General features: G+C 61.9%; 23 protein-coding genes and 1 pseudogene. 2 read left to right on the top strand and 22 right to left on the bottom strand.

Annotation, left to right across the window (positions count from 1 at the left end):
• Positions 1–306 precede the first annotated feature (306 nt).
• Positions 307–1,953, top strand: coding sequence for an MFS transporter (locus tag NKI31_RS19920; RefSeq protein WP_023704122.1), 1,647 nt, complete (start codon positions 307–309; stop codon positions 1,951–1,953).
• Between the two features lie 406 nt (positions 1,954–2,359).
• Here the strand turns inward: NKI31_RS19920 and NKI31_RS19915 are convergent.
• From NKI31_RS19915 to NKI31_RS19865, 10 genes and pseudogenes are all read right to left on the bottom strand, one after another.
• A pseudogene (locus NKI31_RS19915) lies at positions 2,360–2,752 on the bottom strand (nodulation factor fucose acetyltransferase NolL); the annotation flags it as partial.
• A 1,289-nt stretch (positions 2,753–4,041) separates the two neighbouring features.
• The gene (gene rlxS / locus NKI31_RS19905) at positions 4,042–6,009 is read right to left on the bottom strand and encodes a relaxase/mobilization nuclease RlxS (RefSeq protein WP_352652393.1); all 1,968 of its coding nucleotides are present in this window, start codon (positions 6,007–6,009) and stop codon (positions 4,042–4,044) included.
• 186 nt (positions 6,010–6,195) lie between these two features.
• On the bottom strand, positions 6,196–6,882 hold the full coding sequence (locus tag NKI31_RS19900; RefSeq protein WP_023806669.1) for a lytic transglycosylase domain-containing protein: 687 nt from the start codon (positions 6,880–6,882) through the stop codon (positions 6,196–6,198).
• Positions 6,870–7,418, bottom strand: coding sequence for a S26 family signal peptidase (locus NKI31_RS19895; protein ID WP_023806668.1), 549 nt, complete (start codon positions 7,416–7,418; stop codon positions 6,870–6,872). The genes NKI31_RS19900 and NKI31_RS19895 overlap by 13 nt, the downstream gene beginning before the upstream one ends.
• A complete protein-coding gene (locus NKI31_RS19890) occupies positions 7,415–7,684 on the bottom strand; it encodes a helix-turn-helix transcriptional regulator (protein WP_352652392.1) in 270 nt (89 codons plus the stop codon). Before NKI31_RS19890 ends, NKI31_RS19895 begins: the two co-directional genes overlap by 4 nt.
• A gap of 166 nt (positions 7,685–7,850) precedes the next feature.
• The gene (locus NKI31_RS19885) at positions 7,851–8,174 is read right to left on the bottom strand and encodes a DUF736 domain-containing protein (RefSeq protein ID WP_023747246.1); all 324 of its coding nucleotides are present in this window, start codon (positions 8,172–8,174) and stop codon (positions 7,851–7,853) included.
• Between the two features lie 547 nt (positions 8,175–8,721).
• Positions 8,722–10,443, bottom strand: coding sequence for a ParB/RepB/Spo0J family partition protein (locus NKI31_RS19880; RefSeq protein WP_352652391.1), 1,722 nt, complete (start codon positions 10,441–10,443; stop codon positions 8,722–8,724).
• Between the two features lie 79 nt (positions 10,444–10,522).
• Positions 10,523–10,942 carry a DUF2958 domain-containing protein gene (locus tag NKI31_RS19875; RefSeq protein WP_023694855.1) on the bottom strand — a complete coding sequence of 140 codons (420 nt, stop codon included), beginning with the start codon at positions 10,940–10,942 and terminating at the stop codon, positions 10,523–10,525.
• Positions 10,943–11,190: 248 nt separating this feature from the next.
• A complete protein-coding gene (locus NKI31_RS19870) occupies positions 11,191–12,153 on the bottom strand; it encodes an ArdC family protein (protein WP_352652390.1) in 963 nt (320 codons plus the stop codon).
• A 372-nt stretch (positions 12,154–12,525) separates the two neighbouring features.
• A complete protein-coding gene (locus tag NKI31_RS19865) occupies positions 12,526–12,759 on the bottom strand; it encodes a helix-turn-helix domain-containing protein (protein WP_352652389.1) in 234 nt (77 codons plus the stop codon).
• Positions 12,760–12,864: 105 nt separating this feature from the next.
• Between NKI31_RS19865 and NKI31_RS19860 the strand changes: the two genes are divergently transcribed.
• Positions 12,865–13,146: a DNA -binding domain-containing protein gene (locus tag NKI31_RS19860; RefSeq protein WP_352652388.1), complete on the top strand. Its 282-nt coding sequence runs from the start codon at positions 12,865–12,867 to the stop codon at positions 13,144–13,146.
• Between the two features lie 92 nt (positions 13,147–13,238).
• Here the strand turns inward: NKI31_RS19860 and NKI31_RS19855 are convergent, their stop codons facing one another.
• The 12 genes from NKI31_RS19855 to ccoN form a co-directional block, all read right to left on the bottom strand.
• Entirely contained in the window at positions 13,239–15,149 is a 1,911-nt protein-coding gene (locus NKI31_RS19855; protein WP_352652387.1) for a putative bifunctional diguanylate cyclase/phosphodiesterase, read from the bottom strand.
• Between the two features lie 292 nt (positions 15,150–15,441).
• Positions 15,442–16,623, bottom strand: coding sequence for a 5-demethoxyubiquinol-8 5-hydroxylase UbiM (gene ubiM / locus NKI31_RS19850; RefSeq protein WP_352652412.1), 1,182 nt, complete (start codon positions 16,621–16,623; stop codon positions 15,442–15,444).
• Positions 16,624–17,035: 412 nt separating this feature from the next.
• A complete protein-coding gene (gene ccoS, locus NKI31_RS19845) occupies positions 17,036–17,152 on the bottom strand; it encodes a cbb3-type cytochrome oxidase assembly protein CcoS (RefSeq protein WP_502896567.1) in 117 nt (38 codons plus the stop codon).
• A gap of 101 nt (positions 17,153–17,253) precedes the next feature.
• On the bottom strand, positions 17,254–18,021 hold the full coding sequence (locus NKI31_RS19840) for a CBS domain-containing protein (protein ID WP_352652386.1): 768 nt from the start codon (positions 18,019–18,021) through the stop codon (positions 17,254–17,256).
• Positions 18,022–18,085: 64 nt separating this feature from the next.
• On the bottom strand, positions 18,086–18,256 hold the full coding sequence (gene ccoS / locus NKI31_RS19835) for a cbb3-type cytochrome oxidase assembly protein CcoS (RefSeq protein ID WP_023697810.1): 171 nt from the start codon (positions 18,254–18,256) through the stop codon (positions 18,086–18,088).
• Positions 18,253–20,541, bottom strand: a complete 2,289-nt coding sequence (locus tag NKI31_RS19830; protein ID WP_352652385.1) for a heavy metal translocating P-type ATPase — start codon at positions 20,539–20,541, stop codon at positions 18,253–18,255. The genes ccoS (NKI31_RS19835) and NKI31_RS19830 overlap by 4 nt, the downstream gene beginning before the upstream one ends.
• Positions 20,538–21,035, bottom strand: coding sequence for a FixH family protein (locus tag NKI31_RS19825; RefSeq protein WP_352652384.1), 498 nt, complete (start codon positions 21,033–21,035; stop codon positions 20,538–20,540). Before NKI31_RS19825 ends, NKI31_RS19830 begins: the two co-directional genes overlap by 4 nt.
• On the bottom strand, positions 21,032–22,591 hold the full coding sequence (ccoG, locus tag NKI31_RS19820) for a cytochrome c oxidase accessory protein CcoG (protein WP_352652383.1): 1,560 nt from the start codon (positions 22,589–22,591) through the stop codon (positions 21,032–21,034). The genes NKI31_RS19825 and ccoG overlap by 4 nt, the downstream gene beginning before the upstream one ends.
• A 128-nt stretch (positions 22,592–22,719) precedes the next feature.
• Positions 22,720–23,583, bottom strand: a complete 864-nt coding sequence (gene ccoP / locus NKI31_RS19815; RefSeq protein ID WP_352652382.1) for a cytochrome-c oxidase, cbb3-type subunit III — start codon at positions 23,581–23,583, stop codon at positions 22,720–22,722.
• Positions 23,584–23,585: 2 nt separating this feature from the next.
• Positions 23,586–23,735, bottom strand: a complete 150-nt coding sequence (locus tag NKI31_RS19810) for a CcoQ/FixQ family Cbb3-type cytochrome c oxidase assembly chaperone (RefSeq protein ID WP_023766610.1) — start codon at positions 23,733–23,735, stop codon at positions 23,586–23,588.
• Positions 23,736–23,746: 11 nt separating this feature from the next.
• Positions 23,747–24,478 carry a cytochrome-c oxidase, cbb3-type subunit II gene (gene ccoO / locus NKI31_RS19805; RefSeq protein ID WP_023808094.1) on the bottom strand — a complete coding sequence of 244 codons (732 nt, stop codon included), beginning with the start codon at positions 24,476–24,478 and terminating at the stop codon, positions 23,747–23,749.
• A gap of 11 nt (positions 24,479–24,489) precedes the next feature.
• Positions 24,490–26,100 carry a cytochrome-c oxidase, cbb3-type subunit I gene (gene ccoN, locus NKI31_RS19800; protein ID WP_352652381.1) on the bottom strand — a complete coding sequence of 537 codons (1,611 nt, stop codon included), beginning with the start codon at positions 26,098–26,100 and terminating at the stop codon, positions 24,490–24,492.
• Positions 26,101–26,552: the final 452 nt, after the last annotated feature.

Here is a 26,552-nt window from a genome sequence, read left to right as displayed (position 1 = left end):
TCGGAGATCGCGGTCAACAGATGGGATGGATGTGCTGGCACTACGGCAGTTTGACAAGCCGGCCATCGGGGCGCTAGCACCGTCCAAAGCCAAGAGTCGCAGGGCAGAACTGACCGCACCCAGCGGGCTGCGGGACCCATCAGCTAACGGCCAGGTTGGTACCTCAAGGCGCATCAGCACCATGGATGTCACATTGTCCTTGTTGCGAGCGCGATTTCGGAACTTCGTTGTGACGCAGTCTGTGCACAGAGCGCACCGCTGTAAGCAAATGAGCGGACGAACGACACCCAGTGGAGGAGAGAAGTGATGCGGCGTCAAGATCCTCCGCGCTTTGCGGCAAACACACTGATCCCTCTTCACAACCCGGTCTTTCGTTCTATCTGGACAGCCACGCAGATATCCAGCCTTGGCTGGCTGGTGCAGAGCGTGGCTATAAGCTGGCTCATGGCGACGATTTCAGCCTCCGATCTAATGGTTGCGCTCGTACAGGCTGCATCGACACTGCCCGCGTTCTTCTTGTCGATCCTTGCTGGAGCCATTGCAGACAGCTTCAGCCGCCGCGGCGTGATGCTTGCCGGACACTGCCTTATCGCACTGGCATCCACGGCGCTGGCACTCGCTGTGGGACTGGGCTTTGTTAGTCCATGGCTGATCCTGGGACTGAGTTTCTTGGCCGGATGCGGCTTTGCCTTGAACGATCCAGCATGGCACGCGTCGGTAGGCGATATCCTGGAAAAGCGCGACATACCCGCCGCAGTGACGCTGATGTCGGTGGGCTACAACGTGGTTCGGAGCATAGGACCGGCGCTGGGCGGTGTAATCTTAGCTTTGCTAGGCCCCCTTACGGCTTTCGCCCTCGCTGCGCTGAGTGACTTGGTCCCGTTGAGCGCTGTTCTGCGCTCAAAGTGGCAAGTTCGCTTTTCGCCTCTTCCGCGCGAGCGGATGACTACGGCCATTCATGATGGCATGCGATTCACGGCAATATCCTCAGAGATCAGAGTGGCGATTGTGCGTGCAACCCTATTCGGGCTGTCAAGCATCTCGATCCTTGCTCTGCTCCCCCTCCTGGTTCGCGACCAGCTGGCGGGAGGGCCAATTGTTTACGGGGTGCTATTGGCTGGCTTCGGCACAGGCGCCTTCATAGCCGGCATTGGCAGCAGCTACTTGAGACGCATTACGTCCCAGAACCGATTGATCACGCTCGCATCCGTTGCTTGCGCAACGTGTTGCCTTTTGATGGCCCTCACATCGTCGGTGGCTGTGGCGGCGATCGCGCTTGCAATCGGTGGCGCTGGCTGGGTTGTCACCTGGACCGGAACCGACGTGTGTGTGCAGTTGGCAAGCCCCAGGTGGGTCGTTGGTCGGACCCTGTCCATCTATTACGCCCTGACCTACGGCGGCATGGCAGCGGGCAGCTGGATCTGGGGTGCTGTCGCGCAGTACTATTCGCTGACGTGGGCTTTGGAAGGTGCTGCAGCGGCACTGTTGCTGGTCGCGGCTGTGGGAAAGCTATTGCCAGTGCGGCTATGGGAGGAATCGGATCAAGCGGCCGTCGACTTCAGGCCACCAGAACTGGCCCTCCCTTTGAAACCCAGGAGCGGTCCGATCGTGATCAAGGTGGAGTACTCGATACCCGAGGAGAGTATCGATGAATTTCTGAGCTGCATGCGCGAAAGGCGGCGCGTTCAGAGCCGCGCCGGTGCGCGGGACTGGACCCTCCAGCGCGACCTTCAGAAGTCGACGCTTTGGACCGAGACATTCCGCACGCCGACATGGACGGACTATCTTCGTCTAAACCATCGGCTGACGGTGAATGACAGGGAGGTAGGCGAGCGCCTTGCCGCTCTGCACATGGGTGATTCTCCGCCTCGCATCTCACTTTCAATCGAGCGGTCGACAAGCCCCGCCCCCGGCAGCCAAGTCCAGCCTGTGCCTTTTGTATCGCGCCCGTGAGATAACCAAGACTTGTCTGGGCTTGGACACGGAACGAGCTACTCCTTGATTTGTCGAGCCTGCCCGGATTGCAAATCGTTCCGGCCGGTTAGGCGAGCATGAGAATTCGCGCGGCAATTATGTCAATCACGGGTCCCATGTTCAGCCCGCCCCCCTCTGCCGCCAGATCGGCTTGAGCACGGATTCAGGTCGCCCGTCCTTTGCATAGCGGCGGGCAACGAATAGCAAGGGGGCGGAGGGTATCCCCGTCTGCGAAGCGGGCAGAGGAGGAATCCGCAAGGCGGGTTGCTGGGGAGAGGGGTCGCGCGCCTCTTTCCGCCTCACTTAGAAACGTGCGGCCAAGCACGTTCATGTCGGCCGTGGGCGGCCGCAACAATTGCCTACAAGGCGCAAGCGTCGTCACATATTAAGCGTAGCCGCGCGACAACCATCCGTGGTCACGCGCAATCCTGCGAATTGTCAAGCGGAGACAACGATCGCGGCACCAAGCAAAGTGGCGAACCCGATTCTGCTCGGGAGATCCCAAAGCTCTCCGAACCCTATTAGATCCATGAAGCGAAACACGGCGCCCTGAAGCAGGTAAAGCAGCAGTGTGCTCTGACCAAGCTCCACCGCAACAAAGCGAGCTACGCGAGTTGAATGGCCAACTCTCCAGCATAGGAACATAAGCTGCATTGTGACTGCAGAAGTTGCTACGGAGCCAATGAACATCAGCAACACTTGTCTCGCCGACTCTCCATCGTAGATCGAAACGAGATTGTTGTAGACGTAAGTCCCTTCCCCAAACAAGAAAGCACACTCACGGCGTGCCGAGCAGCTTGGCCAAGGAGCCGCACTGGGGCCTCCGGAGTGAGTGTTATCGCTCAAGCAGCCACGTCGGCGCGGCCTAAAATCTTCGATGAGCGCGTCAGGAGAGCGTCGATCTCCACATTTCTTCCAGGAGATCGTCCCCACATCATCATGGCCACGGCTCTAACGGGCTGGTGCCCTCCCTTTCCCGTTTTTTGTCTCGATGCTCGGTTGCGCCGCCCGCCGGGGCAAGGCAAAAAAATCGTCGAGGCTGAGCCCCCACTGCGGCTTCGGCGAAATATTCATCCACGGGTTCGCATCACCGCGGGCAGCGGGCGAGTTCGTCGATAGGAGTGCGGATGGAAGTAGGCGATGCACATCGTCACCAGCGGCTCAGATTGTGTGAGGTCCACGGCTCGCTGGTTTCCGCCGACGACGGCGCGGACGGCATCGGTATGCGCAGAGCGGGTCCGTCGGCTTGGCGTCAGTTTCGGGGCAAGGGGCTATTGCTGGTCGCGCGGCGCTGAGTTGGGCGGAAGGATCGACGGCGCAACCCGGGGCTCCCGCGCGACGAGCAGGTTTTTTTCCCGGTCTGACCTGGCCTCGACTCCAGATGTCGCGATGACCGACGTGGCCGGCGCGATTGAACGGGTCTCATGCCCAAAGCTGCCTCGGTGCCCAGTAGCGGCACCGCATGACCCACCCGGCGCTGCTCGAAGTAAACCGCGGCCAGCCAACATCCGAAGGTGCGCCAGACCCGATGTCGCGGCGGCCTGATGGCTCCGGCGCCGTGCCGCGGCAGAAAGCTGCCGATCTCGTCTGGCATGGTCGCTGACCGCATCGTCACCCGGGCCATCGCAGCGACTTTTCTCCGTTACAAAGTCCCCGCGGGACGGACTGCCAGTTCACGCCAGGGCCAACAGCACCCGCAGGGGCGGCCGCCGCGTCTGCCGGTCCTGCGAGTAGAATAAGATCGGGAAGTGCGGCTTCATCCTCGATGCCAGAGCTCGCTTCGCCGTACCGCGGCCGCCATAGCCCCTTGCGCTATCACGAGTCAGCCCACCTTTCTAGCTGGCAGCCATCGGGAGCCGATCCGCAACCACAGGGCGGCACCTGTCGGCCCGGCTTCCGTGTCAACGCAGAACATGATGCATATTCCCAGCGCTTTTTGACAGAGCGAACTACAAAATGCAGAACACTGACTCTCCGCCAAATGAATGCTGCGAGCAAGCAGCAGGCGGAGGAACTCCGTCTGGGCTGAGTACCTGTTTCAACGTGAACAAATAAATTGTAGCCAGTTCACGAAACGCCAGGCCCGCTCCTCTGCCGTCCGATCGTCCAGGAAATCCCCTCGGCGCGCACCACGCCAGACACCTCCTTGCCGATATGATGCTCAAGCACCGGCCGCCAGGGCACCAGCGTGAACTCGCGCGATTTCTCGATGACAGCGTATTTTCCGCCGGCGAGCTCGACGCAGCGGCGCAGCGTACCGTCTATTCGATTGCCATGCTGCGCTTCAGAATACGAGAGCCCGAGTTCGTCCGAGAGCTGACTGGCAACACGGTTCAGCTCTCGTTGGCGCAGCATTGAAAGCATGTTGGCGCGATAGATGACCCGATCCTGCGCATCTTGGGCAAGACCTTGCGCGATCAGCCACTGCTGTCGGCGGGCCTGGACCTGACGTACTTCTCGACCGAAGCCAGAGTCGCGCAAGGACTCAGGGTGGGCTGATACCAGCTCCTGGTCGGTCCAGGTGGCGCCGTCAAAGCCTACTTGGCTCTCCAGCGGCATTGATGAGAGCTTGTCGACGACAACAGGCTGGGCCCTCGCTCGTTGACGCTCGTAATCCGCGACGCGGTTGAGATGGTCGGGCGCGACTGTCCATGTGCCGTCCGGCTCGCGCTCGACGCCACCGGTCGCACGGCGGATCGCCTCCAGTCGCCGCACGTGCGTTTCGGCAAAGCGTTCGGTGGCCGAGGGGTCATGCTTGAGATGGATATCGATGCTGTAGCGCCCGTCGTTGACCGTGGCGATGCCGGCAATTGTGCGGTCGACTTTTCTTGGCCCGGTGTCCCTCGGCCTGATCCGCACTATGCAGCCTTCTGGTGTCGGTTGGGTGGCCCCGCCTTTGCCGATATCAAAATAGTGGCTTTTGCCGTCCACGCCGTCGACGACGAGGTAATGGCGGTCAGTGATTTCGTCGGCCAGCCCGCGCCCGACGACACGTCCGACCACGGTTTGGGCCGACCCGTCGGATCGATCGTGGATAAGATAGTCGGCGGCACTGCGGACGAGCCCCTTGCCGGTCAGCTCGCGATGGATGGTCTTGACAATGTCGCCGCGCTCGCCGATGCGGCGTAGCGTGGCTTCGAGATCATCCTCCAGGCGCCAGCGACCCGAAGGCATCTCCTCGGCGAGGCCCATCCGCTCGAGCTTGCGCAGGCGGCCCTGGTGCAGCGTCTGGCGAAAGGTGTCTCGGCTGGCTGGTGAGACATGCCCCTCGTCGCGCATGCGCATCAGCTGCCGGTCGATGCTGGTGAAGCGTTCCTGCTCCATCTCCTGGCGCAAGCGCTGCTCGATCTCGCGGTCGGTGCGCGGGCCAAGGTCGAGGCTAACCAGTTCGGCTGCGCGCTCGCGCAGGCCAGAGGAGATGTAGTCCCGCGCGATGACGAGGTTTTCGCCGTGATCGTCCCTGCCGCGCACGATGATGTGGGTGTGAGGATGGCCGGTGTTGAAATGGTCGACGGCCACCCAGTCTAGCCTGGTGCCGAGGTCTTCTTCCATTTGCGCCATGAGGCGCCGGGTGAGCAGCTTCAGGTCATCATACTCGATACCGTCTTCAGGGGCGACGATGAAGCGGAACTGATGACGGTCACCGTTCGCGCGATCGAGAAAGGCCCTGCCGTCCGCGTGGTCTTTGTCGGCAGCGTAGAGCTCGCCACGCTCGCCTTCCCGGGTGACGCCGTCGCGCTGGAGGTAGCGGAGGTGCGCACGAGCTCCGTCGACTCCCTTGCCGGCCAGCTTGACGATGCGTGCCTTGACGACTGCGCGCCGCTGCCGAAACGCCGCGTGGCGGTCGCGTGCTCTAAGAACGGCGGCAGCAGCCCCGCCGCGCCCCACCCGGCTTCCGATGAAGCGGCTGCCGCGTCCGCTCCTGCCGCCTGCTCGGTTGACCGCGGCCTGGACCTGGCCAGCGTAGCGTTTGCCCGCCTTCGAGCCGCGCGAGCCAATTTTGCCGAGCCTCGGCGTGAATTCGTCATCCTGCATGCGGCCTCCGATGAACCAGCAGCAAAATCAGAGGCTTGCGCGCCAGACCCTCCTGGACCCGCAGGCAACCTCCCGGGAAAACGATGTGCAGACAAACACTTCGCCGCCTCAGGAGGCGATGCCTTTATCTTGCCTTCCGCGGACCTGCCTCCCTGCCCCCCGCCCGAACCACGGTAGCCGCTGCCCTCACCTGCGATCCGGCCGGCCTGACCTTGCTCGCTCCGATCCGAGCGGCACCAGGATTTGGCCATTCGGGCCGGTCACGGAAACACCGTTTCGGAGGAAAAACAGCGACTGCCCGGACGGGATTCCCGGCGCGGTTTTGGAAGGGGATTTGTCGGTGAGCGCGTCCATATCGGCGGCCGAAATGCCCGCCGCCTTGACCTCTTCCAGATACGAAACCGTCTCGCTGGGCAGTGGCCGCCCACGCTGCAAATGCTGTTCGTAGCGCTCCGGCCCGGCGTTATAGGCTGCAAACAGGCCTGGAAATCCGAAGCGGTCATACATGGCGCGCAGATAGGCAGTGCCTGCCAGAATGTTGTCGCGAGGGTCGTGCGGGGCGGCTCCCAGGCCAAGCTCTGCGCGCAACTCCTCGTAGGTGCCTGGCATCACCTGCATGAGGCCAATGGCGCCGGCGCTCGACGTGACCGGCCGCCCATTGAGCGTCGTCTGCCCCCGGCTTTCGGCATGCATGACGGCATAAATCCAGGTCTGTGGAATGCTGAAACGCCGGCTTGCTTCGGCTACGAAGGGCTGCCATCTTGCAAGCTGCGGACTATGGGAGATGACGACCGGCTTCGTGTTGGTCGCGGCGGAACAGGCGCATGGTGCGAGAGACACCATGCCCAGCATCAGGAGGGTCACTCGGTCCATAGCGGCACGAGCCTCCCGATGATATTTTTGGTCGGCACCGGCCCGAAATAGCGGCTGTCGAACGAGCGATTTTTATCGCTGCCGAGTAGGAAAACCTCGGCATCGGCGAGCTTTCGGCAGGCATTCCACCAAGGCAGCGGACGGTGCTGCGTGTCGGTTGCAAGCCGGCGCGCGACAATCTCGCCGCCGATGATGATGGCGTCGCCGAAGGCGCAGACATGCTCGCCAGGCAGCGCGGCAAGGTGCTTGACCAGCGGCACGTTGCTGGGCAGATAGAAGCGTTCGGCGGCCAGATCGACGACCGGTTTTGGCGGGCGGACGAGTACGAGATCACCAAGAGCCGGCGATCCGGACGCGACGCGATAGAGGCCGACCGGCGCACTCGCCGAGGCGTTCCAGACCAGCCAGGGCGATGGTTTGCCGAAGGCGGCGAAGCCGATCAGGGCAAGGCCCATCGTGGCCACGGCGATCGTCTTGCGCGCCCGAATGCGCCGCAGATGGCTGCCGATCAGATGGATGGTGGGACGCCGGCTCATGAGCGGCCTCCCTCGCCGGCCGAGCCGGAATCGTGCCCGCCGTCCTCGGGCCCGGTCTCCTGCGAGTGCCCCTTCGACCAATCGTCGAGTTCGTCGATGTGATAGCGGACATAGCGGCCGTGCTTGCGGAATTGCGGGCCGCCGCCTTTGAGGCGCATCTTCTCCAGCGTGCGCTGGGACAGCCCGATATAGAAGGCCGCCTGCGCGGTATTGAGAAACGGACTGCCCTTCTTGGCGCGGGCTGCGCGTTCGTTTTCGTCGTCCATGATGATCCTCGTTTCGCTACGGACAAGCGAAGGCGAGGATCGGCGAGCGAGATCGTTTTGGGGACGGGCGAAGAGTGGGGGGCGAGTTTTCGCCGCCCCCTTCCCCTCACGGGTCCTGAGAGAGGCCCCGCGCCGGTGGCGGCGCGGGGCTTTCCAGATCGGCCGGTCAGTCGACCGGGTTCCAGATGATGGCGTAAGTGTCGTCGTCATCCTGGCCGGCGGCGCGGCCGAGATTGGCGTAGAGCTTGCGGGGGCCAAACTCGGGGGCGGCAATCGACAGGCTCACATAGTCCTTGCCGGAGGTCTCGCCGGTGCGGATCCAGCCCGCACCCACTTCGATCCCTTGCGTCAGCACCCGGAAGTCGGGATGGGTGTCGGCGCTCTTTGCCTGATTGGGCACGATATCGATGTCGGCGCGGACGCTGAGCGTCTTGAGCTGGCCCTTGTAGCCGCCGTTTTCCTGTTTGGTGACGTATCCGATCGCGGTCATTTCCAGTCTCCTCTTGGTGCTCGCAGGGGACCATTCCCCTGCGATGGCGGACCGTGATGGGCGCGTCCGGACCGCCGGAACCGGGACGGCCGCAGCGATAGCGGAGGACCCGCGCGGGCAGCTTTTTTGAAGCGAAGCGGCGCGAGGAAGCCGCCGCAGGCGGCGGGGAAAAAAGCTGCCGGCGAGGGTTTCGGGCGGGCCGGATCCGCCCATAGGTCGACAAGCCAGCCGCAGGGGAATGGTCCCTGAGACACAATGGAGACAGGTGGCGCGATGGGTGACACAAGAAGCCGGCGGCAATGCAGGGCGCCGGCTGCGCGGGCTCTGTCGGCAACCGGATCGGACAATTGGCCCCATGCGCCTTTGGCGCCTCAGCAAGCAACCCGGCGCGGTGCGGGGCTGCCGAAATGGGGCGAACTGGCGTCGGAATTTCTCGCGCGCGGCACTGGCTCGACAAGACGCCCAATCGGCAGCCGGCGTGGCCCATAGCGGCGCGCGCGACCTGAGCGGCGGTAATCGAGAGAACCGCCGCTCGGGCCCTGATCGACTATTCGCGCACGAACAGCGGCTGCACCTGTGTCCACTGATCGGCGGTGCGGAAGCCGCCGCGGCTGGTGTAGCTTTGGGCCGGGAATTTCATCCAGCGCGGCAGCCAGGTCTCGACCCTGGGGCGGCCATTCTCGCCCGCCAGGAAGTCGCGGATGATGTTCTTTTGCGTCTTGACCTTCTCGGCGACATTGCCGTCCGCGACCAGCTTGCCGCCGACGTCGGCCAGCATCGAATTGGCGATTTCCTTGTCGCGCAAGAGGTCGAAGAAGGCATCGTCCGGTTGCCACCATATGCCCATGTCGACGTTCAGGTGGTTGCCGAGCGCCTCGATGACGGCGCTGCCGGCTGCAAGCGTCTCGGCCATGACAAGGGTGAGAACGCGCATGACATCGTCGTCGCAGAGCGCCAAGAGGCGCGCGAACACGCCGGCGATAGCAACGGCGTCGCCATTGCCGCCGGCGACCAAGCTATCCTCATCCGGTGATCCGAGCAGGGCCAATACCTCGCGCCGCTTTTTGCCGAATGCGGCTTCAGCCTTGCAGCCGGCAAGGCTGGCAGTCACCGTCTCGTTGGCTGCGCGCTGCGGCTCGGGCCGCACCTGCCACAGGCCCGAACCGGTGATGGCGTGCGCCACCACGAGGCGCAGCGCCACGGCGGGATGGTCGAGCATGGCCGCGCGCACGGCGGCATGGCGATGCAGATCGATATAGTTCTGCATCGGGCCGGTGACTTCGGGGCGCGGCAGCTTGGCGGCTGTTTCTTCTTGCTCGCCGCCCTCGCGGGCGCGGCGGGCTTCCTTGCGTGACAGCCAGCCCTCGTGACGCTCGACCTCGCCGCGATGCGAGACAGTGATGACTATCTTGCCGCCCTTCTTCTTCGGGGTCTTCTCGTGGTCCCATGCGTGGAAATACTGGCCCGGTTCCAGCAGCACAACCTCGCTCCAGCCCTCGTTGAGATAGGTGTCGCGTTTCGTGGCAATCGCTTCGTTCTGCTTTTGCCAGAACAGGTCGGCATCGGCGAAATAGCTGTCCTCGCCGAACAGGTCCGAGGTGATCAGGCCGGGATACTCCTCGATGGCAAACAGCGCCACCTTGGTGGAAATCGACTGGCCGCCGAACAGCCATTGCTTCAATTGATAGCCACGCGGCGCGTATTGATCGGGATCGGCACAGAGTGCCAGCCAGTCCTTCTGCTGCGCCTTGGAAGCCATGGTGAGATGGCGCACCGTCTCGGTATCGATCTCCTCGCGCCGATAGGCTTCGCGGATTTTGGGCAAGAGGTCGCCAAGCGCCAGAATGCGTTTGACCTTGAGATCAGTGATGCCGAAGGTCACAGCGATGTCGGGAACGGTGCGGCCTTGCCTGACAAGCCGCGAAAACGTCTCCCATTGCGATACTTCGTCAGGATCGAGGCGGGCGAGGTTTTCGATCAGCGAAGCTTCCAGCGCATCGGCGTCGTCACCGTCCTCCATGATGGCGCAGGGCAAGGGATCGCCTTCGCCGCGCTCGTCGGCAAGCGATTTCGCGGCGAAATAGCGCCGCCTGCCGGCGACGATCTCGAAGGTTTCCGGCTGGCCGTTCGGCCGCACAAGGAGTGGCACCAGCACGCCGCGCGCACGCACGGAGGGCAGGATGTCGGATATGTCGGGCGCGCGTTTTCCATGGCGCATGTTGAGCGCGGAAATGTTGAGCTGATCCAAGGGAATGTGGGCAAGCTGCATGGTTACTCTCCTTTTGCTTTGGTTAAGGTTGTCCCCGCCGCAGAGGCCGAAGGCCGGCGCGGCGGGACGGTTTTTGCGCCTATCGGCGCTGCTGTTCCGCCGTGTCGGGCGGAAGCTCGGAATGGGGCTTTGATAGGGCGTCTGCTGCTTGCCGCAGCAGTCGCTCGGCCTCGCTGACGTGGCCGCAAATGCGGGCGGCTTCGGCATAGACGGAGAGCGGAAAGCGCGCTTGGAAATGCAGGTCGCGCTCTATGCCGAGGCCAAGCGGACCTTTTACGGATGCAAGCTCGGCCAGACTGACGCTGCCAAGTTCGGGGAAGCCGAAGCCGAGATCGCAAAGACCGAACAGAGTGTCGCCATCGGCGTCGAGTTCGCTCAGAAGCCAGGTCGCGGCACCTGTCGGATTAAACAGTTTCACAACGGGAAAATGGTCGATGTCAGCGCCGGCGGCGCCATGGGCGAGCAGTCGTGCGCGCAGTGGATTGGTGATCAGGATCATGGAAAGACTCCTTGTCAGAACGGGTCGCGTTGATTTCTTGCGTCCGGCGGGAGAAGGGCTCCCTGGACCTTCCTCTGATCCGCCTCACCATTAAGAGGCCGACTTCGAGCAGCTTTGCGCCGCGCGCGGACACATCGGCGCGTCCATCAGGAGGGTTTGCCCGCCTGGTGATGGGCTGGACGCCAGGAATGAGCATCTGCTCCTTTGCGGCGTCGGCTCGGTCGCGGCCAGTTGAGGATCGCGCATCGTCATGCCGCAATCCCTTCTTGCGCCTCGCCTTCGGCATCGGCCTGAAGGCCAAGCAGGAAATCGGCGGCCTTCGAGGCGAGGCTGGCGGCACGGAAGATGGCGCGGTTGTCCTCGCGCAGCACCTTCAGCCATGAGCCGATGTAATCGGCGTGACGCACGATCGGCTCGATACCGAGATTGCCGCAGACGAAGGCGGCAGCGATTTCGGCGACCAATTCTTCACGCGCGTAGGACTTGGAGCCGAACGAGCCGGAGAGGTCGCGAGCAAGCCGCGTCGGGTGGCCGGTCCAGTGGCCAAGCTCGTGAAAGCAGGTTCGGTAATAGTCGATCTGCTGATGGAACGCCGGCTGCGGCGGTACCTGAATGTGGTCGCTGCCCGGCATGTAGAAAGCGCGATCGCCGCCGACCCTGAAATCCGCACCGCTGGCGCGAATGAGCGTCTCGGCCTGCGGCACGATCTCGCACTGAGGCAGCGGCTCGGCGGCGGCATAGAGCTCTTCCGGAAGATTATCGCACTGCGCGACATTGAAGACCGTGAAGCGCTTCAAAAAAGGCACCGCCAGTGGTTCATCGCCCTCGTGGCGAGCGCGCTCCTTCTCGTCCTTGGGGACAAAGCGGTCGGCATGCACGATGGTCGTGCCGCGCTCGCCCTTCCTGACGTTGCCGCCAAGGGCAAGCGCCTGCCGGAAGGTCAGCCAGTTCTGGCTGGGATAGCTGCGCTCGATGACGGCGCCCCACAGGATGAGGATATTGATGCCGGAATAGGTGCGCCCCGTGGACGCATTCCTCGGCAGGCCAAGGCCTGCTTTTGCGCTGCCCCATGGCTTGACCCATGGCACGGTACCGCGCTCCAGCTCGGCAATGATGCGGTCGGTGATCTCCTGATAGAGGCTGGCGCCCGGGCGCCTGCCCTTGCCTGCGCCAGCCTCTGTGCTGGTGGTACGCTTGCTGTTTGCACGCATGTGTTATCCTCCGCTCACCAATCGCCGCGCTTTCCCCGGAAGCGGGGTGGGCGGCGAGTCGCGACCGGAAAGGCCCGCCGTGGTAGGCGGACCGCATCCGAAGGACCGGAACGAAGAGGAGGACCCTGAGCGGCACGCGAAGGGTTGCGGGCTGCCGCGGCGGGCCTAGAAGGGAGTGCCGCCCACCCCGCGCCCACCGGGAAAGGCCAACCGACAAACCGCGCCGCCCGCAAGGGCGGCGGCCGTCTCAGCCCGAAGGGCTGCCCACGCCAAGGGGCGAAGCCGAATGGCCGAGACCGCCTGAGTTTGCCGAAGAAAAGCGGGCTCGGTTCACGAGCACCTGGTGCGCGTCGTCAGGCGCGCGGGCGCCCGCTAGGACCGGAGGCTGGACAGAATCTCGCACGGATCAGCGTCAAGGGCCGCAGTTATGTCGAGAAACTCGATGACGTCGAGACGCCGCTCTGCGCCCTCGTACTTGGCCACGAAGGATTGGGGACGACCAAGCTTGTCAGCCAGCTGCGCCTGGGTCAGGCCTTTGGCTTTGCGCAGCGAAACCAGCTGGGCCAGAAACCGCTGGTAGCGGGGCGATCGAAGGGATTTGGGCATGGAGGCGAACCGGTCGGGTAAAGACCGGATCAGCGACTAATCCCGGTTTCGGATTATCCCATTTTGGGATATGCTGCGCGCGCTCAACAGGCGAGGTTCGCAGGCATGAATGGACCAATGGGAACAGATGAGACTCGAAGCTCAACTTTGAGCGATGAAGTCCCCTGGTCGGAGAACCTCACGAGCTACGACAGGGAGCATTTCACGATCTACCTGCGGATCCTGGATGCCTGCGCCGACAATGCCAGCGAAAAGGAGATGGCCGAGCGCATCCTCGGCATCGACCCGTCCATTGACCCGGTCCGCGCCCGCAAAGCTCTTCGCAGCCATATCGACCGTGCGAACTGGATGATGACGACCGGCTACAAGGAACTGTTCGCCGGCTGATGCACAGCGCCCACTGCCACGGTTCGAGCAGGCAAGTCTCTGTAGTCAAATTCGGCAGCGCACGGCCGCGACAGCCGGCGCGGCGGGAGCGGTCACAACTGGTTCGCGTGCTGTTTGACTGCCATTTCCAGTGCTTGCATCAAAGGCACAGCCTTTGAGAAGAGGAAGCCTTGAGCGGTTCGGCAGCCAAGCTTGTGCAGGGTTTGCCGATCCGCCTCTGTTTCGACGCCCTCGGCCATGACCTCGATTTCGAGCATGTCACCGAGTTCGATGACCGATTTGACAAGCAGTCGGTCCTCTCTGGACTTGGCCAAGCCGCGAATGAAGCCCTGGTCTATTTTCACCTTGCGTATCCGGCGATCCTTGAGAGATGCCAAGGTAGAAAAGCCGGTGCCGAAGTCATCGAGCGCGATGGAAATACCGGCATGCGAAAGCCGTCCGAGCTTTTCATCCACTCTGTCCGGATCCACCGGCGATTCTTCGGTAATCTCGATTTCGAACATCGTTGCAGGCAGGCCTCTTGCTGCCAGACCATCCAGAACCATGTCGTCGATATCGCCGGCTTCCAGTTCGCGCGGGGAAACATTCATCGCCACACGAATGTTACGACAGTCAGCTTTCACCAAGCCGTCGATAAAAGCACAGCAGTCGGCAAATACCGTTTGCGTCAGCAGCTGAAGCATTCCGGTTTCGCGTGCGGCTGTGATGATTTCGGGTGGGGAGATGGCACCATGCGTCGGATGGGACCATCTCAGCAAGGCTTCAAAACCGACCACGGTCTCGGTTTCGAGTTTCACGATCGGCTGGAACCAAGGTTGCAATCTTCCCGTCTTTATCGCCGAATGAAGATCCCGTTCGATGGACTGGCGACGTTGCAGTTCCCTGTCGAGTTCGGCATCGAACAGGCAAAATTCGTTCCTGCCATGGCGCTTGGCCGTATAAAGGGCGATATCCGCCCGCAACAGCATTTCAGTCAGGCTCGGCGTCTGCGCCAAGTATATCCCTATCGATGCCCCGACGCGCACGGACGCGACCTCGATATAGGGGCGAGCAATTTTGGCTATGATATTGGAGGCGAGATCACTGGCAGAAAGCGAAGCTCTCGTTGAGGGAAAAACCAGCACGAATTCATCGCCGCCGATACGAGCGAGCGTTGAGCCTTCCGGTGCTTCCTGCTCTATGCGGCGGGCGATCATGACAAGCAGTTCATCACCGGTCCTGTGACCGTAGGTGTCGTTGACAGATTTGAAGCCGTCCAGATCAATCAGCATTGCCACGAAGGGGCCATCCGCGGTCTTGAACCGACCGATTGCGTGTTCAAGGCCCCGCCTGTTGAGAAGGGCGGTCAGATGGTCCTCCCTGGAGTTGCGCTCCATTTCCGACGCAAGTCGCTCTGCCTCATGTCTCAGTCGGCTTGCTTCGCGGAAGCGCGCCTGCCCAACAAACGAAGCTCGGACCAAGCCGCCCATGAAGAGCAGAACGGTGAAAGCCAGAATGTAGCGTTCAAAATTGCCTTTCGCCAAAAGGCACGCCACCGTGATGAGGAGTGGAGGTGTGATGAAGCTGGTCGCCGCCGCGGCATACGAACTGCCATATGTAACCGCACCAGCTGAAATGCCCGCCAGTATGACCAGATGCATCGGTGCTTGTGGTGTTGTGTATCCAACAGTCAGCACGGCCGGGAAGGACCAGGCAAACCCTGCCAGAAGGGCAAGGACGCCAAACATGCGAAGGCGCGGCAAAACGCCAAGCAAATCCTGGTGGCGCCCCGTTTCCTTTAGCTGAAAACGGGCGAGGGCAAGCCGGACGGCATTTAGCGCATTGACGACCAGGAACCAGCTTGCAGCGGCAAAGCCGCCGCCAGAAAGGGCCTGCACCCCGCAAATCAGGCCTGACAGGATCGCGCTTATCGGCATCGACACGAACAGCCCGGCCCTCAGGTCAGCAAGCTGATCCTGACGGATTTTGGCCTCCAGCGATTCTTCTTTCTTTAGGGGTGCCATGAATGGATCAGCTTGCTTCCGTCATTGTTCGCGAGGACCAAACCTATGCAAGCCCACTGAAGGACGAGTTAACTACCAGCGAGGGTAACCAGTGCGCTCACCATGCTTCGGGTCACACCTTTGGCTTAGCATTGCCGAATCATCAAGGCTTCGCCCGCGCGCGTGCCTTGATCCGAATCATGCCATGATCGGCAACGTCACCAGGAAGCAACCTGGCCCGCGACGCCGCGGGCCAGCAAGACAAAGAGGCCGCGCCGAGACAGCGCTCCAGAGCGGTAGCGCTCTGTGCGATTCACCGCCTGAGCATGGCCGAAATGCCATGGCGGACAAAGGGAAGATGTTGGGCAAAGCGGAGCCCAGCATGTCTTGCAAGCCGTGCCGCCGGGTGCTCGCTTGAGTAAAGACCGACAAGCATGTTGGTGGCATGATAGAGCGGCGCCGCCGACAGCCGCAGCCGGCTTTCGTATCTGCCGAGCATGTCGGGATCGGCAATGTCGCGGCGGGCGCGACATGCTGTCAGTATTTTATGAGCGAGTTGCTTCTGGCCGCTGAGGCCGATGTTGAAGCCATGCGCGGTCACCGGGTGCATGCCGATGGCAGCGTCTCCTATCAGTGCCGCACTCGGTGCCGAGAACTTGTGCGCCCAGGTCGTGACCAGCGGATAGGCATGGCGGGTGCTTGCCAGGGTCATCTGCCCGAGGCGTCCTCGACACCGGTTCATCAATTCCATGAGGAACAATTCGTCATCGAGAACAGACAGTCTATCGGCCTCGATTGAGCGCAAAGTCAGAAGCAGCGACGACACCCCTTCCATGAGCGGCAACATCGCTATGGTCTGATGGTGGTCGAACCATTCGACCGCGATCTGGTGATGGAAGCGCTCGTGCCTCACTCGGCAAATCAGCATGGAGTGGCCAAGCGGATGGATGTTGGCGCCAATGCCGAGCAGGTCGCGCATCGCGGACAAACGCGAATCCGCTGCGACGAGCAGCCGAGCGGCCAATTGCCTGCCATCAGAAAGCGCTATGACCGCCTCGTCGTCGCTGGTTGTTGCATTGACGACCGAGTTGCCGCACAGCAGCCGGGCATGATCCTGGAAGCAGACAACTTTGAACAGGGCATCGCGGATCCGACAATTTGGGACCAGAAATCCGAGTGGTTCCCCAGATCCGCTGGGAGTATCGAAGCACAGGGCGAAAGGGCTCGATCCGTTGAGCACGCGCGCGCCATGAAGCGGTGATTTGTCCGATGCGGGGATGGCATCCCAGGCGCCGAGCTCGCGAAGGATTCTCACTGATGCGTGGGTCAGCGCGATCTCGCGACCGTCGAAAGCCGGATTCGCCAGGCTGTCGAGCGACTGCCGTTCAACCACTGCCACCTTGAGTCGGCTCCGGGCGAGCGATGCTGCGAAGGCAAGTCCGACCGGCCCAGCTCCGACGACAATGATGTCGAATGTCTCGACAGAGCCGGCCATCAGCGTGCCGCCATAGCGGCTATCTGCGATACGAAGCGCTCTTGAAGCATCGCAATCACCCACGGTTGCCGCTCATCTCCCTCGATAGACATGCGTTCTCCGTTGGAAGCCTGGTCAATGAAACCACGCCGATGAAGAGATAACGCTGATCTGGATCAACCAGGCTCGACAAACCCGGCAACGGCGGGTTCACGGTCGAGTGGTCGATTGCCGCGAAAACGTTGCATGTCTAGTCATTCTGAATGGTCGGCTTCCCAATCGCGTGCCCCTCCTGGCCAAAAGTTCGGCAACGTATTGCGGCTGATCCGTTCTTCGCTCGCGCGGCGATATCGTCATAACGCGGGCGATCGCCAGCTAAAGATTCGGTCGATGACGACCAGCATCCCCACAGTCCTTGGCGCCGCCAACCGGTTCAGCCTCGCGGCTCTTCCCGATCGATAAGGATCCGCTGGGCGGAGCCGTCGAGATCTTCGTATTGGCCGCTCATCAAGATCCACAGGAAGCCCCGGTCCAAGCCCCACCAAAACAGGCGGCGGCCATCGCATTCCCTCAGGACGGGCGTCTTCGCTGCCGACAGCGTGCTCGCCAACCATGACGGGCGCTATACGCCGAAGGAACTCGCCGACGGCCTCATGTCCAAGTGATGTGGGAAGGGAGCAGAACCAAAGGGACTCTGCTCCGCGTCCCCGCTTTTTTCGCAGCTATGAAACCGTCACCGAACGGATCCGTACTGAGGAGGAGGCCGTCCTTGACTTGCCCGACGCCGGCAACCTTCTCAGCCGCAACAATCGCTGCCTTCCGCTGACGCTCGTCGACAATCGCCCCCTTCAGTTCGACAAGGCCGTCGCTGACCCTCACATCGATCAAGTCACCACCGCTCCAGGTTTGTGACTGCAGTTCGGCAAGTATCGCGTTGCGGATCAGGTCGTCATCGGGTGGAGTGGTTCCCTGTTTCGGCATGGCGCGGATCAGGACAAGCAGCAAATCAGTTCGCGTGATGATGCCGACGACCCTTTCCCGATCGACAATCGGCACATTGTTGATGCGATGTTGCATCATCAAGTCGACAATATTTGCAATCGAGGCGCCAGGAGGCGCCGAGATGACGGGTGTGGTCATCACCTGATGGATAATCCGTCCATTCGAGCGCGCATAGTCATTGGCGGTTGTGCCCGGGCCAAGATCAAGCTCCAGCCAGCGCGGACGCACACGCTGGGTCCCGAGTTCCTCTCGGCGCAAGAAGTCGCTTTTGCTTACAATTCCAACCAGGGTGCCGTCGCTGTTCGCTACCGGCAGGCAGCTGACCTTTTTTGAAAGCATGAGCTCGACCGCTTCGGCTATCGTCGCGTTCGCATGCGTCGTGATGACTGGCTTTGTCATTATGGATTCGGCTTGCATCCTCACCCTCCTGATCTTTCGTGACGACGATAGGACATCCCGACCCGCGGCGCGTTGATCTAAGTCACTTGGAACGAGGAGGATTCTCCGCGCCGTCGTCGCGGTCGATAAGAATGCGCTCCGCCGCGCCATCGAGATCATCGTACTGGCCGCTTCTCAACGCCCACAGGAAGCCGGACAGGCCGAGTGCGCCAAGGAACAGCGCCACCGGAATGAGATAGGCGAGCGTCGTCATGAGGATCGGGCCAAGGTGCCGGCCCGCGCGGGCCTGTCCTGCCGCGCAGTTTCGGACGACGCACCCGTTGCGAAGCCTTGCAGACGCATGGCATTTCCAATCACAAGCAATGACGAGGCAGACATCGCGACCGCCGCGATGAGAGGCGTAACGTGGCCCAGAATGGCGATCGGCACCGCCACAGCATTGTAAACGATCGCAATTGTTATGTTCTGTCGGATCAGGCTTCCCGCCTTGCGCGACACGTCCAGCGCCAGCGGGATCGCCAAGAGGCTTTCGCGCAGAAAAACGAAGTCGGCTGCGTTGCGGCCAATGTCGGCGGCCGTGGCGGGTGCGATCGAGACATGCGCAGCGCTCAGCGCCGGCGTGTCATTGAGCCCGTCGCCAACCATCAAAACCTTGTGCCCGTCTCTCGCCAGGCTCTCGATGCGTTCAACCTTGCCGGACGGCAACAGGCAAGGAACGAAGTCATCGACACCCAACACGTCCGCAGCTTCGGCGCAGGCTTTCGCGGTATCGCCCGACAGCATCTCCACGCACATACCAGCGTTGTGCAACTGATCGATGGCTGCCCTGGTGTCGAGGCGCAGCGCATCTTCGAAAACGAAGGATGCGACAATCATGCCGTTTTTAGTCAGGACTGTTCCGCCATAGCCATGTTTGCCTTCGCCGCCGGTTCGAGCCTTCCAGCCAGCCCATCCGCGTCTACCCAGCCGCCAGGTGCTACCGGCGGCTGTGGCTTCGATCCCGAAACCCGGGTGCTCGGTCACCGCATCGAATTTGTGCTGGCTGCCGCTGACGGCAAAGCCGGCAATGGCCTTTGAATATGGATGACGCGAATGCGCGGCCAAGTCGGCAGCGATTGCCAGCATGGCGGGATCGATCGACGACGTGTTGACGAGCCTGGGCTGGCCAAGCGTGAGCGTGCCGGTCTTGTCGAACACGGCTGTATCGATCGTTGCCAGGCGCTCCATGGCCGAGCCGTCCTTGACCATGATGCCGTTTTCGAACAGGCGCCGCGCGGCCACCACCTGAACGATTGGAACGGCGAGGCCAAGCGCGCACGGGCATGTGATGATGAGAACAGCGATTGCGATCGTCATCGCCCGGTGCCAGTCGCCAGTCACCGCCATCCAGCCCAGGAAGGTTGCCAAGGCGGTGAGATGAACCACGGGCGCGTAGAGTGCCGACACGCGGTCGGCGATACGGCGATATCGGGCGCGACCACCTTCGGCGGCCTCCATCAACCGAACCATTTCCGCCAGGAACGAATCCTTGGCGGCCGCTGTCGCCTCAATCGTCAGCGGACCGGTGAGGTTGAGGACCCCGGCCTGCACGGTGTCTTCCGGCGCCACGCTACTGGGCGTGCTCTCGCCGGAGACCAGGGAGCAGTCGACGTCCGATGTCCCGCGCGCGATCTTGCCATCGACGAGGATCCTTTCGCCGGCGGCGATCAGCAACAGCATGCCCGGTTCGATCTCGCCCACCGGCAGATAGTCCCGAGCGCCATCGCCGCGCAGCACCATGGCACCGCGTGCGGCCAATTGTGACAGGCTCTTCACAGCGGTGCGGGCGCGTTCCCGCATCACGTGATCGAGCGTGCGACCGATCAGGAGAAAGAACAGCAGGGATACCGATGCGTCGAAATAGGCGTGGTCGCCATGGGTGATCGTCTCATAGAGGCTCATGGCGTAGGCCAGCGACACGCCGACGGCTATCGGCACGTCCATGTTCATGTGGCCGTGGCGCAGCGCATTCCACGCCGACTTGAAGAAGATCCCGCCGGCGAAGGCCAGCGCAGGAATGGCGATCAGAGCCGAGACCCAGTGGAACAGGTCGCGGGTGGCGCCCTCGGCGCCGGACCAGACCGACACCGAGAGCAGCATGATGTTGCCCGCAGCAAAGCCGGCAACAGCGACGGCGCGGATAAGCTCCGAAAGCATCTTGTCCTTTGCATCAATCTCGGCTTCGAACAAATGCGCCTGATAGCCGAGCCGGCCGAGCACAGCGACCAAAGGTGGAGCCTCGTCGCCGCGCCAGCGGACTGAGACCCGCTTGGTTGACAGGTTCACGCGAGCTGCCTCGACGTGACCGAGTTTTCCCAAGGCCGTCTCGATCGTCTGGATGCAGGCGCCGCAATGAACGGTCGGCACCGAAAGGTCGGTCTGATGAAGGTCGTCGCCAAGCGATCGGCTGGCCAGCCTGACCTCCTGGCTGGACGGCAGAACTGAAGTGGCGCTGACAAGATCCAGCGCGACTTCCGCGCCCGGTGCACAGCAGCTCATTTTAGCGCTCCATTGGAAATCATGACCCTGCGCACGTCGCGATAAGGTCTTGCCAGGCCGGCATCGGCGTCTATTTCGATGATCCAGACACCATCCCTTGGCACGTGTTGTGCTGCAAACTCCTGGCCAGAGACCAGGGCGAGCGTGACGGACTCATCCTCTTTCTCGTAAGCCGGATGGCGAAACAGCACCTTCACGCCATGCAGGGAAACCGGTTTGCCCGCGGCGTCGATGATGCAATAGCGGACTTCGCCCCATGCGATGGTCAACTGGCCGGTCCAGCCAAGCGCTGCCTGCGCACGGCCTTCCTCGGCCTTCTTGTTGAATTGTTGGCTCGCCACATAGGTATTTTCGACGACAAGGCCGGTCCAGCTTGTGTTGGCAAGCGTCGCCATCGTCAGATTGACCGCGATGACCACGCCGAAAAAGGCAAGGATGGTGGCCAACATGTGCCTGCCGGTGAACTCGCGGGGTTTTCGCGTGGTGGCGTTCATCTGGCGATCTCCGGCGCATTGAAGGTGGCGGTGTATTCGTTGGACTCGAAGCTGACCTTGTCTTCGACCCGGAATGTGAAGGTCTGCGCCTGGCCATGAATCTGGTCGGCGGGCAGGCGCACGAAAACCTTCAACATCTTCAGCCGGTCCGGTTCGACCTGGACTGCAAAGGAGCGATCGGCGGGGAGATCGACGCCAACGATGCTCATCTCCGCGCCTGGCAAACCCCCGAGGGTGACGATAATCGTTCTCGGTTCGGGGATCATGTTCAAGAGCTTGACGGTATAGCCATTGCGGATCGAGCCGTCCGAGAGCGTCACGAGTTGCGGGTTGCGGTCGTGCAGGACACTGATTTCGAGCCGGTCGCGCGTCAGCAGCGAAAAGAGCAGGCCCAGCCCGATCAGCGACCACATGGCCATGTAGACATAGGTTCGTGGCCGAAAGATCTTGCGGACATCGAAATGCGCCACCCTGTCCGAAAACAGGCCGTCATCCGTCCTGACCAGTGATGGATCGACCGAGCTGGCGCCGCCGGCGGTGGCCAGCATCATGTTGGCGTTGTAGTCGGAGAGCGTCGCGTAGGAGATCAGTCCTCGCGCTTTGCCGAGCTTGTCCATGACGCCGTCACAGGCATCGATGCAGAGCGCGCAGGTGATGCATTCGAGTTGCTGACCGTCGCGTATGTCGATCCCCATCGGACAGACGGCGACACAGGCATTGCAGTCGACGCAATCGCCGACGGGATGCCCTGCGGCAAGAACCTTCTTGGCGTGACGCGTGCGCGGTTCGCCGCGCCAGTCATTGTAGGTGACGGTGAGCGAGCTCTCGTCGAGCATGGCTGCCTGGATGCGCGGCCATGGGCACATATAGGTGCAGACCTGTTCGCGCATCAGCCCGCCAAACGTGTAGGTCGTCGCCGTCAGAACCGCGACGGTGATGTAGGCGACAAGCGCTGCCGTGCCGGTGAAGAGTTCGCCGAGCAGCGTCGGCGCATCGGCGAAATAGAAGATCCATGCGCCACCAGTCGCTGCGGCTATGACCAGCCAGATGACGTGTTTCGATGCCCGCAGCACAAGCTTACGAGTGGTCCAAGGACCGGCATCGAGCTTGATGCGTGCGTTGCGGTCGCCCTCGATCGCGCGCTCGACGACCAGGAACAGATCGACCCATACGGTCTGTGGGCATGTGTAGCCACACCAGGCACGGCCAACAGTCGATGTGATCAGGAAAAGACCGACGCCGGCCATGACCAGAAGACCGGCGACATAGTAGAATTCCTGCGGCCATATCTCGACGAAGAAGAAGTAGAAGCGCCGGTTGGCGACATCGAGCAGCACGGCCTGGTCGGGGGCAAACGGACCCCGATCCCAGCGCAGCCACGGCGTCAGATAGTAGATGCCCAGCGTGATCGCCATCACGATCCATTTGAATCGGCGAAAGCTGCCCGAGGCCCGCTTCGGGAAGATCTTCCTGCGCGCGGCATACATTGGCTGGCGCACTTTGGCGGAGTTGACCGTCGTGGGTTCGATCCGTTCTATTTGCGTGTTATCGAGCACGAGAAGCTCCAGTCACCAGCGACGATTTCGCCGGAAGCCGACTCATCGGTACTGGATGATGCCGAGGCCCGGCTTGCGCCGGGCCTCGTCGCTTGGCGGGAGGGGGAGGACGAGAATAGGCTTCTTTCCTATTCTCCGCCGCCAAGCGAATGGATGTAGACCGTCAGTTCCTTGACCTTGATCTCGCCGAGGCGCGCGCCCCAAGCCGGCATCACGCCGTGTTTCGGTGCGGTTACCTGGGCGGCGATGGCCGCTTCGCCTGACCCGTAGAGCCAGATGGCGTCGGTCAGATCTGGAGCGCCGAGTTCCTTGTTTCCTTTTGCATTGTCGCCATGACAGGCCACGCAGTTTTCGGCAAAGACCTTTGCGCCCGGCGCGACCAATGCTTGATTGACGACGGCCCCCGACAGACTGGCGACGTAGGCGCTGACCTGTTTGATCTGGTCGGCGGTGATGATGTCGGCAAAGGCGGGCATTTCCGACAGGCGCGTATTCGGATCGGAGGCGAAGCGAATGCCATGGGTGATCGTCTGCTGAATCTGGTCCGCCTTGCCGCCCCACAGCCAGTCGTCGTCGTTGAGGTTGGGGAAGCCCTTGGAGCCCTGGGCGCCGGAACCATGGCACTGCACGCAATTGAGCTTGAACGCGGCACCGCCGGCGGCGACGGCGAATTCGCGCAGCGTGTCGTCCGCCGCGATCTCCGAAACACTTTTCGCTTCTATTGCGGCGACATATTTACCCTTAGCCGCTTCAGCCGCGAACAACTCGTTCCCGACATCGTTGCGGCTAGAATAGCCGAGCACACCCTTGGTTGCCGTGTGCAGTAGAGGCCATGCCGGATAGGCGATCGTGTAGCCGATCGCCCAGACTATGGTGATGTAGAATGTGCAGACCCACCAGCGCGGAAGCGGGTTGTTGAGCTCCCGGATGCCGTCCCACTCATGACCGGTGGTTGAGATGCCGGAAACCTCGTCAATGTGATCGCTGCTCATGATCAGTCCTCCTTCAGAGGAATTTGAGCTGCTTCGCCGGCTTGCCTGCGGCTGCCGGGACGAAGTGCAAAGGCAACGGATCCGATGAAGAAAAGAGCCATGGCAAGTAGGCCCCAGCTGTCGGCAAACTCCCGCATGAAATTGTACGTCATCGCCATTGTCCTCAGCGGTAGCCGGCGGTCTCATCGTAGTTCTTGAAATCGACCAGCGTGCCCAGCATCTGGAGATAAGAAACCAGCGCGTCCATTTCGGTGACTTGCTGCGGGTTGCCGTCGAAGTCGCCGATCTTGGCCTTGGGGTAGCGGGCCTCGAGGCCGGACGTGTCGGCGTTGGGATCAGCCTGCGTCATCAGATCGGCGTTAGCATGCGCGATCATGTCATCGGTGTAAGGGGCACCGACACGCCGGTTTGCGACCAGATGCGTCGAGAAGTCCTTCACCGCGATCGGCTTGTCCTTCAGGAAGGCATAGCTCGGCATGATCGATTCCGGCACCACGGACCGTGGATCTGTCAGGTGATCCACGTGCCACAGGTTGGAATAGCGGTCGCCAACGCGGGCGAGATCCGGTCCGGTGCGCTTCGATCCCCACTGGAACGGGTGGTCGTACATCGACTCGGCCGCCAGGCTGTAGTGGCCGTAGCGCTCGACCTCGTCACGGAACGGCCTGATCATCTGGCTGTGGCAGAGGTAGCAGCCCTCGCGGACGTAGATGTTGCGCCCGACCAGTTCGAGCGGCGAGTAAGGCCGCATGCCTTCCACCTTCTCGATCGTGTTATCGAGATAGAAGAGAGGCGCGATCTCGACGATGCCGCCGATTGTCACGACCAGCAGCGACCCGAGGAGAAGAAGTGTAGCGTTCTTCTCGATCAGTGCGTGTCTGTTCATCAACCTCATTTTCTGTCTCATCATCGCGCAAGCTGGAGGGCGGGGGTGGAGCGCGGCAGCGGATCCTGCTCGCGCCGGTAGCCGAGGATGGTCATGGCAATGTTCCAGGCCATGATCAGGGCGCCGACGAGGTACATGGCCCCACCGATGGCGCGCATGATGTAATAAGGATGCATGGCGGCCACGGTTTCGGCGAAGGAGTAGACCAGGAAGCCCTGCTCGTCGTATTCGCGCCACATCAGGCCCTGCATGATGCCGGACACCCACATCACCGCGGCGTAGACAACGATGCCAAGCGTCGCCAGCCAGAAGTGCCAGGTCACGAGGCGCAGCGAGTAGAGCCGTTCACGGTTCCACAGCTTCGGCACCATGAAGTAGATTGCGCCAAACGAGATCATGCCAACCCAGCCGAGTGCGCCCGAATGGACGTGCCCGATGGTCCAGTCGGTATAGTGCGACAGAGAATTGACCGTCTTGATTGACATCACCGGGCCCTCGAAGGTGGACATGCCGTAGAAGGCGATGGCCATCACCATCATGCGGATGATCGGGTCAGTGCGCAGCTTGTCCCAGGCGCCCGACAGCGTCATCAGGCCATTGATCATGCCGCCCCATGACGGCATCCACAGCATGATCGAGAACACCATGCCGAGTGTCTGCGCCCAGTCAGGCAAAGCGGTGTAGTGCAGGTGATGGGGCCCGGCCCAGATGTAGAGGAAGATGATTGCCCAGAAATGGACGATCGACAGGCGGTAGGAATAGACCGGCCGGTTGGCCTGCTTGGGCACGAAATAATACATCATGCCCAGGAAGCCGGCGGTCAGGAAGAACCCGACGGCATTGTGGCCGTACCACCACTGCGTCAGGGCGTCCTGGACGCCGGAAAATGCGGAATAGCTCTTGGATCCGAGGAAGGAGGCCGGCATCGAGAGGTTGTTGATCACATGCAGCATCGCGATGGTGACGATGAAGGAGAGATAGAACCAGTTGGCGACGTAGATGTGCGGTTCCTTGCGCTTCAAGATCGTGCCCAGGAAAAGGATCAGGTAGGCGACCCAGACGATGGTCAGCCAGATGTCGACATACCATTCGGGTTCCGCATATTCGCGGCTCTCGGTGATGCCGAGCAGATAACCGGTCGCGGCCATGACAATGAAGAGCTGGTAGCCCCAGAACACAAACCAGGCGAGATCGCCACCGAACAGCCGAGCGCGGCATGTGCGTTGGACGACATAGAGAGACGTGCAAAGCAACGCGTTGCCGCCGAAGGCAAAGACGACGCCCGAGGTGTGCAGAGGCCGCAAGCGGCCGAAGTTGAACCAGGGCTGTATGTTGAGATCGGGATAGGCAAGCTGCAGCGCGATGACCACGCCGACAAGCATGCCGATGACACCCCAGAACATGGTGGCGATGGCGCCATAGCGGATTGGACCATCCATGTAGGCGGACGGGTCGATCGGAGCGGCAGGCTTGAACTCAGTGTTACGCAGTAGGATCGCAGTGAAGCCAGCCAAGGCGAAGAACAAGACCCACATATGCTGGCGAAAGGGTTCATCCACCCCAGCGCCAGCCGCCACCAAAGCCGCGAATGCGAACAGGCTTAGAAGCACGATTTCTTTGCCGAATTTCATCGCAAGCCCCGATTTCCAATTCCGGCGGATGCCAAACCGCGGTGCCTTATTGCGCAGCCGTCGCCTGCTCGCCCTGATCCATGTCAGAGCCGCACCATTTTGCTCGAGCAGCATCGAGTTCGGTGCGATCAGACTGCGACGATCGAATGTGGAAGCGCACCACCGGCCGCCCGTTTATGGATGGGGCCTGGCGTCCCCGGTCGGGCCCCGGGTGCGGAGGCGACCGCGGGCGTGTGGGGGAGCGCACCTTCTGCGACGCTGGAAAGCAGGTCGACGCCTTACCGAACCCCGCGTTCAATGCCTTGGAACAGCCAGCGCCAGCGTTACGCTGCCGTCGTGACATTCATGGCTTTGGGGAGACGGCGATTTTCCCCTGCGGATGAGGCCGTATTGACTTCGGCCAAGTGTGGATGCTTCGCCCACGAGCCGAAAGGCAACTGGCGCATACGATC

Source organism: Mesorhizobium sp. M0659 (assembly GCF_040320605.1).
Classification (GTDB): Bacteria; Pseudomonadota; Alphaproteobacteria; order Rhizobiales; family Rhizobiaceae; genus Mesorhizobium.
The sequence above is the reverse complement of the archived record's forward strand: the minus strand, read 5'-3'. Positions and strand labels throughout refer to the sequence as shown.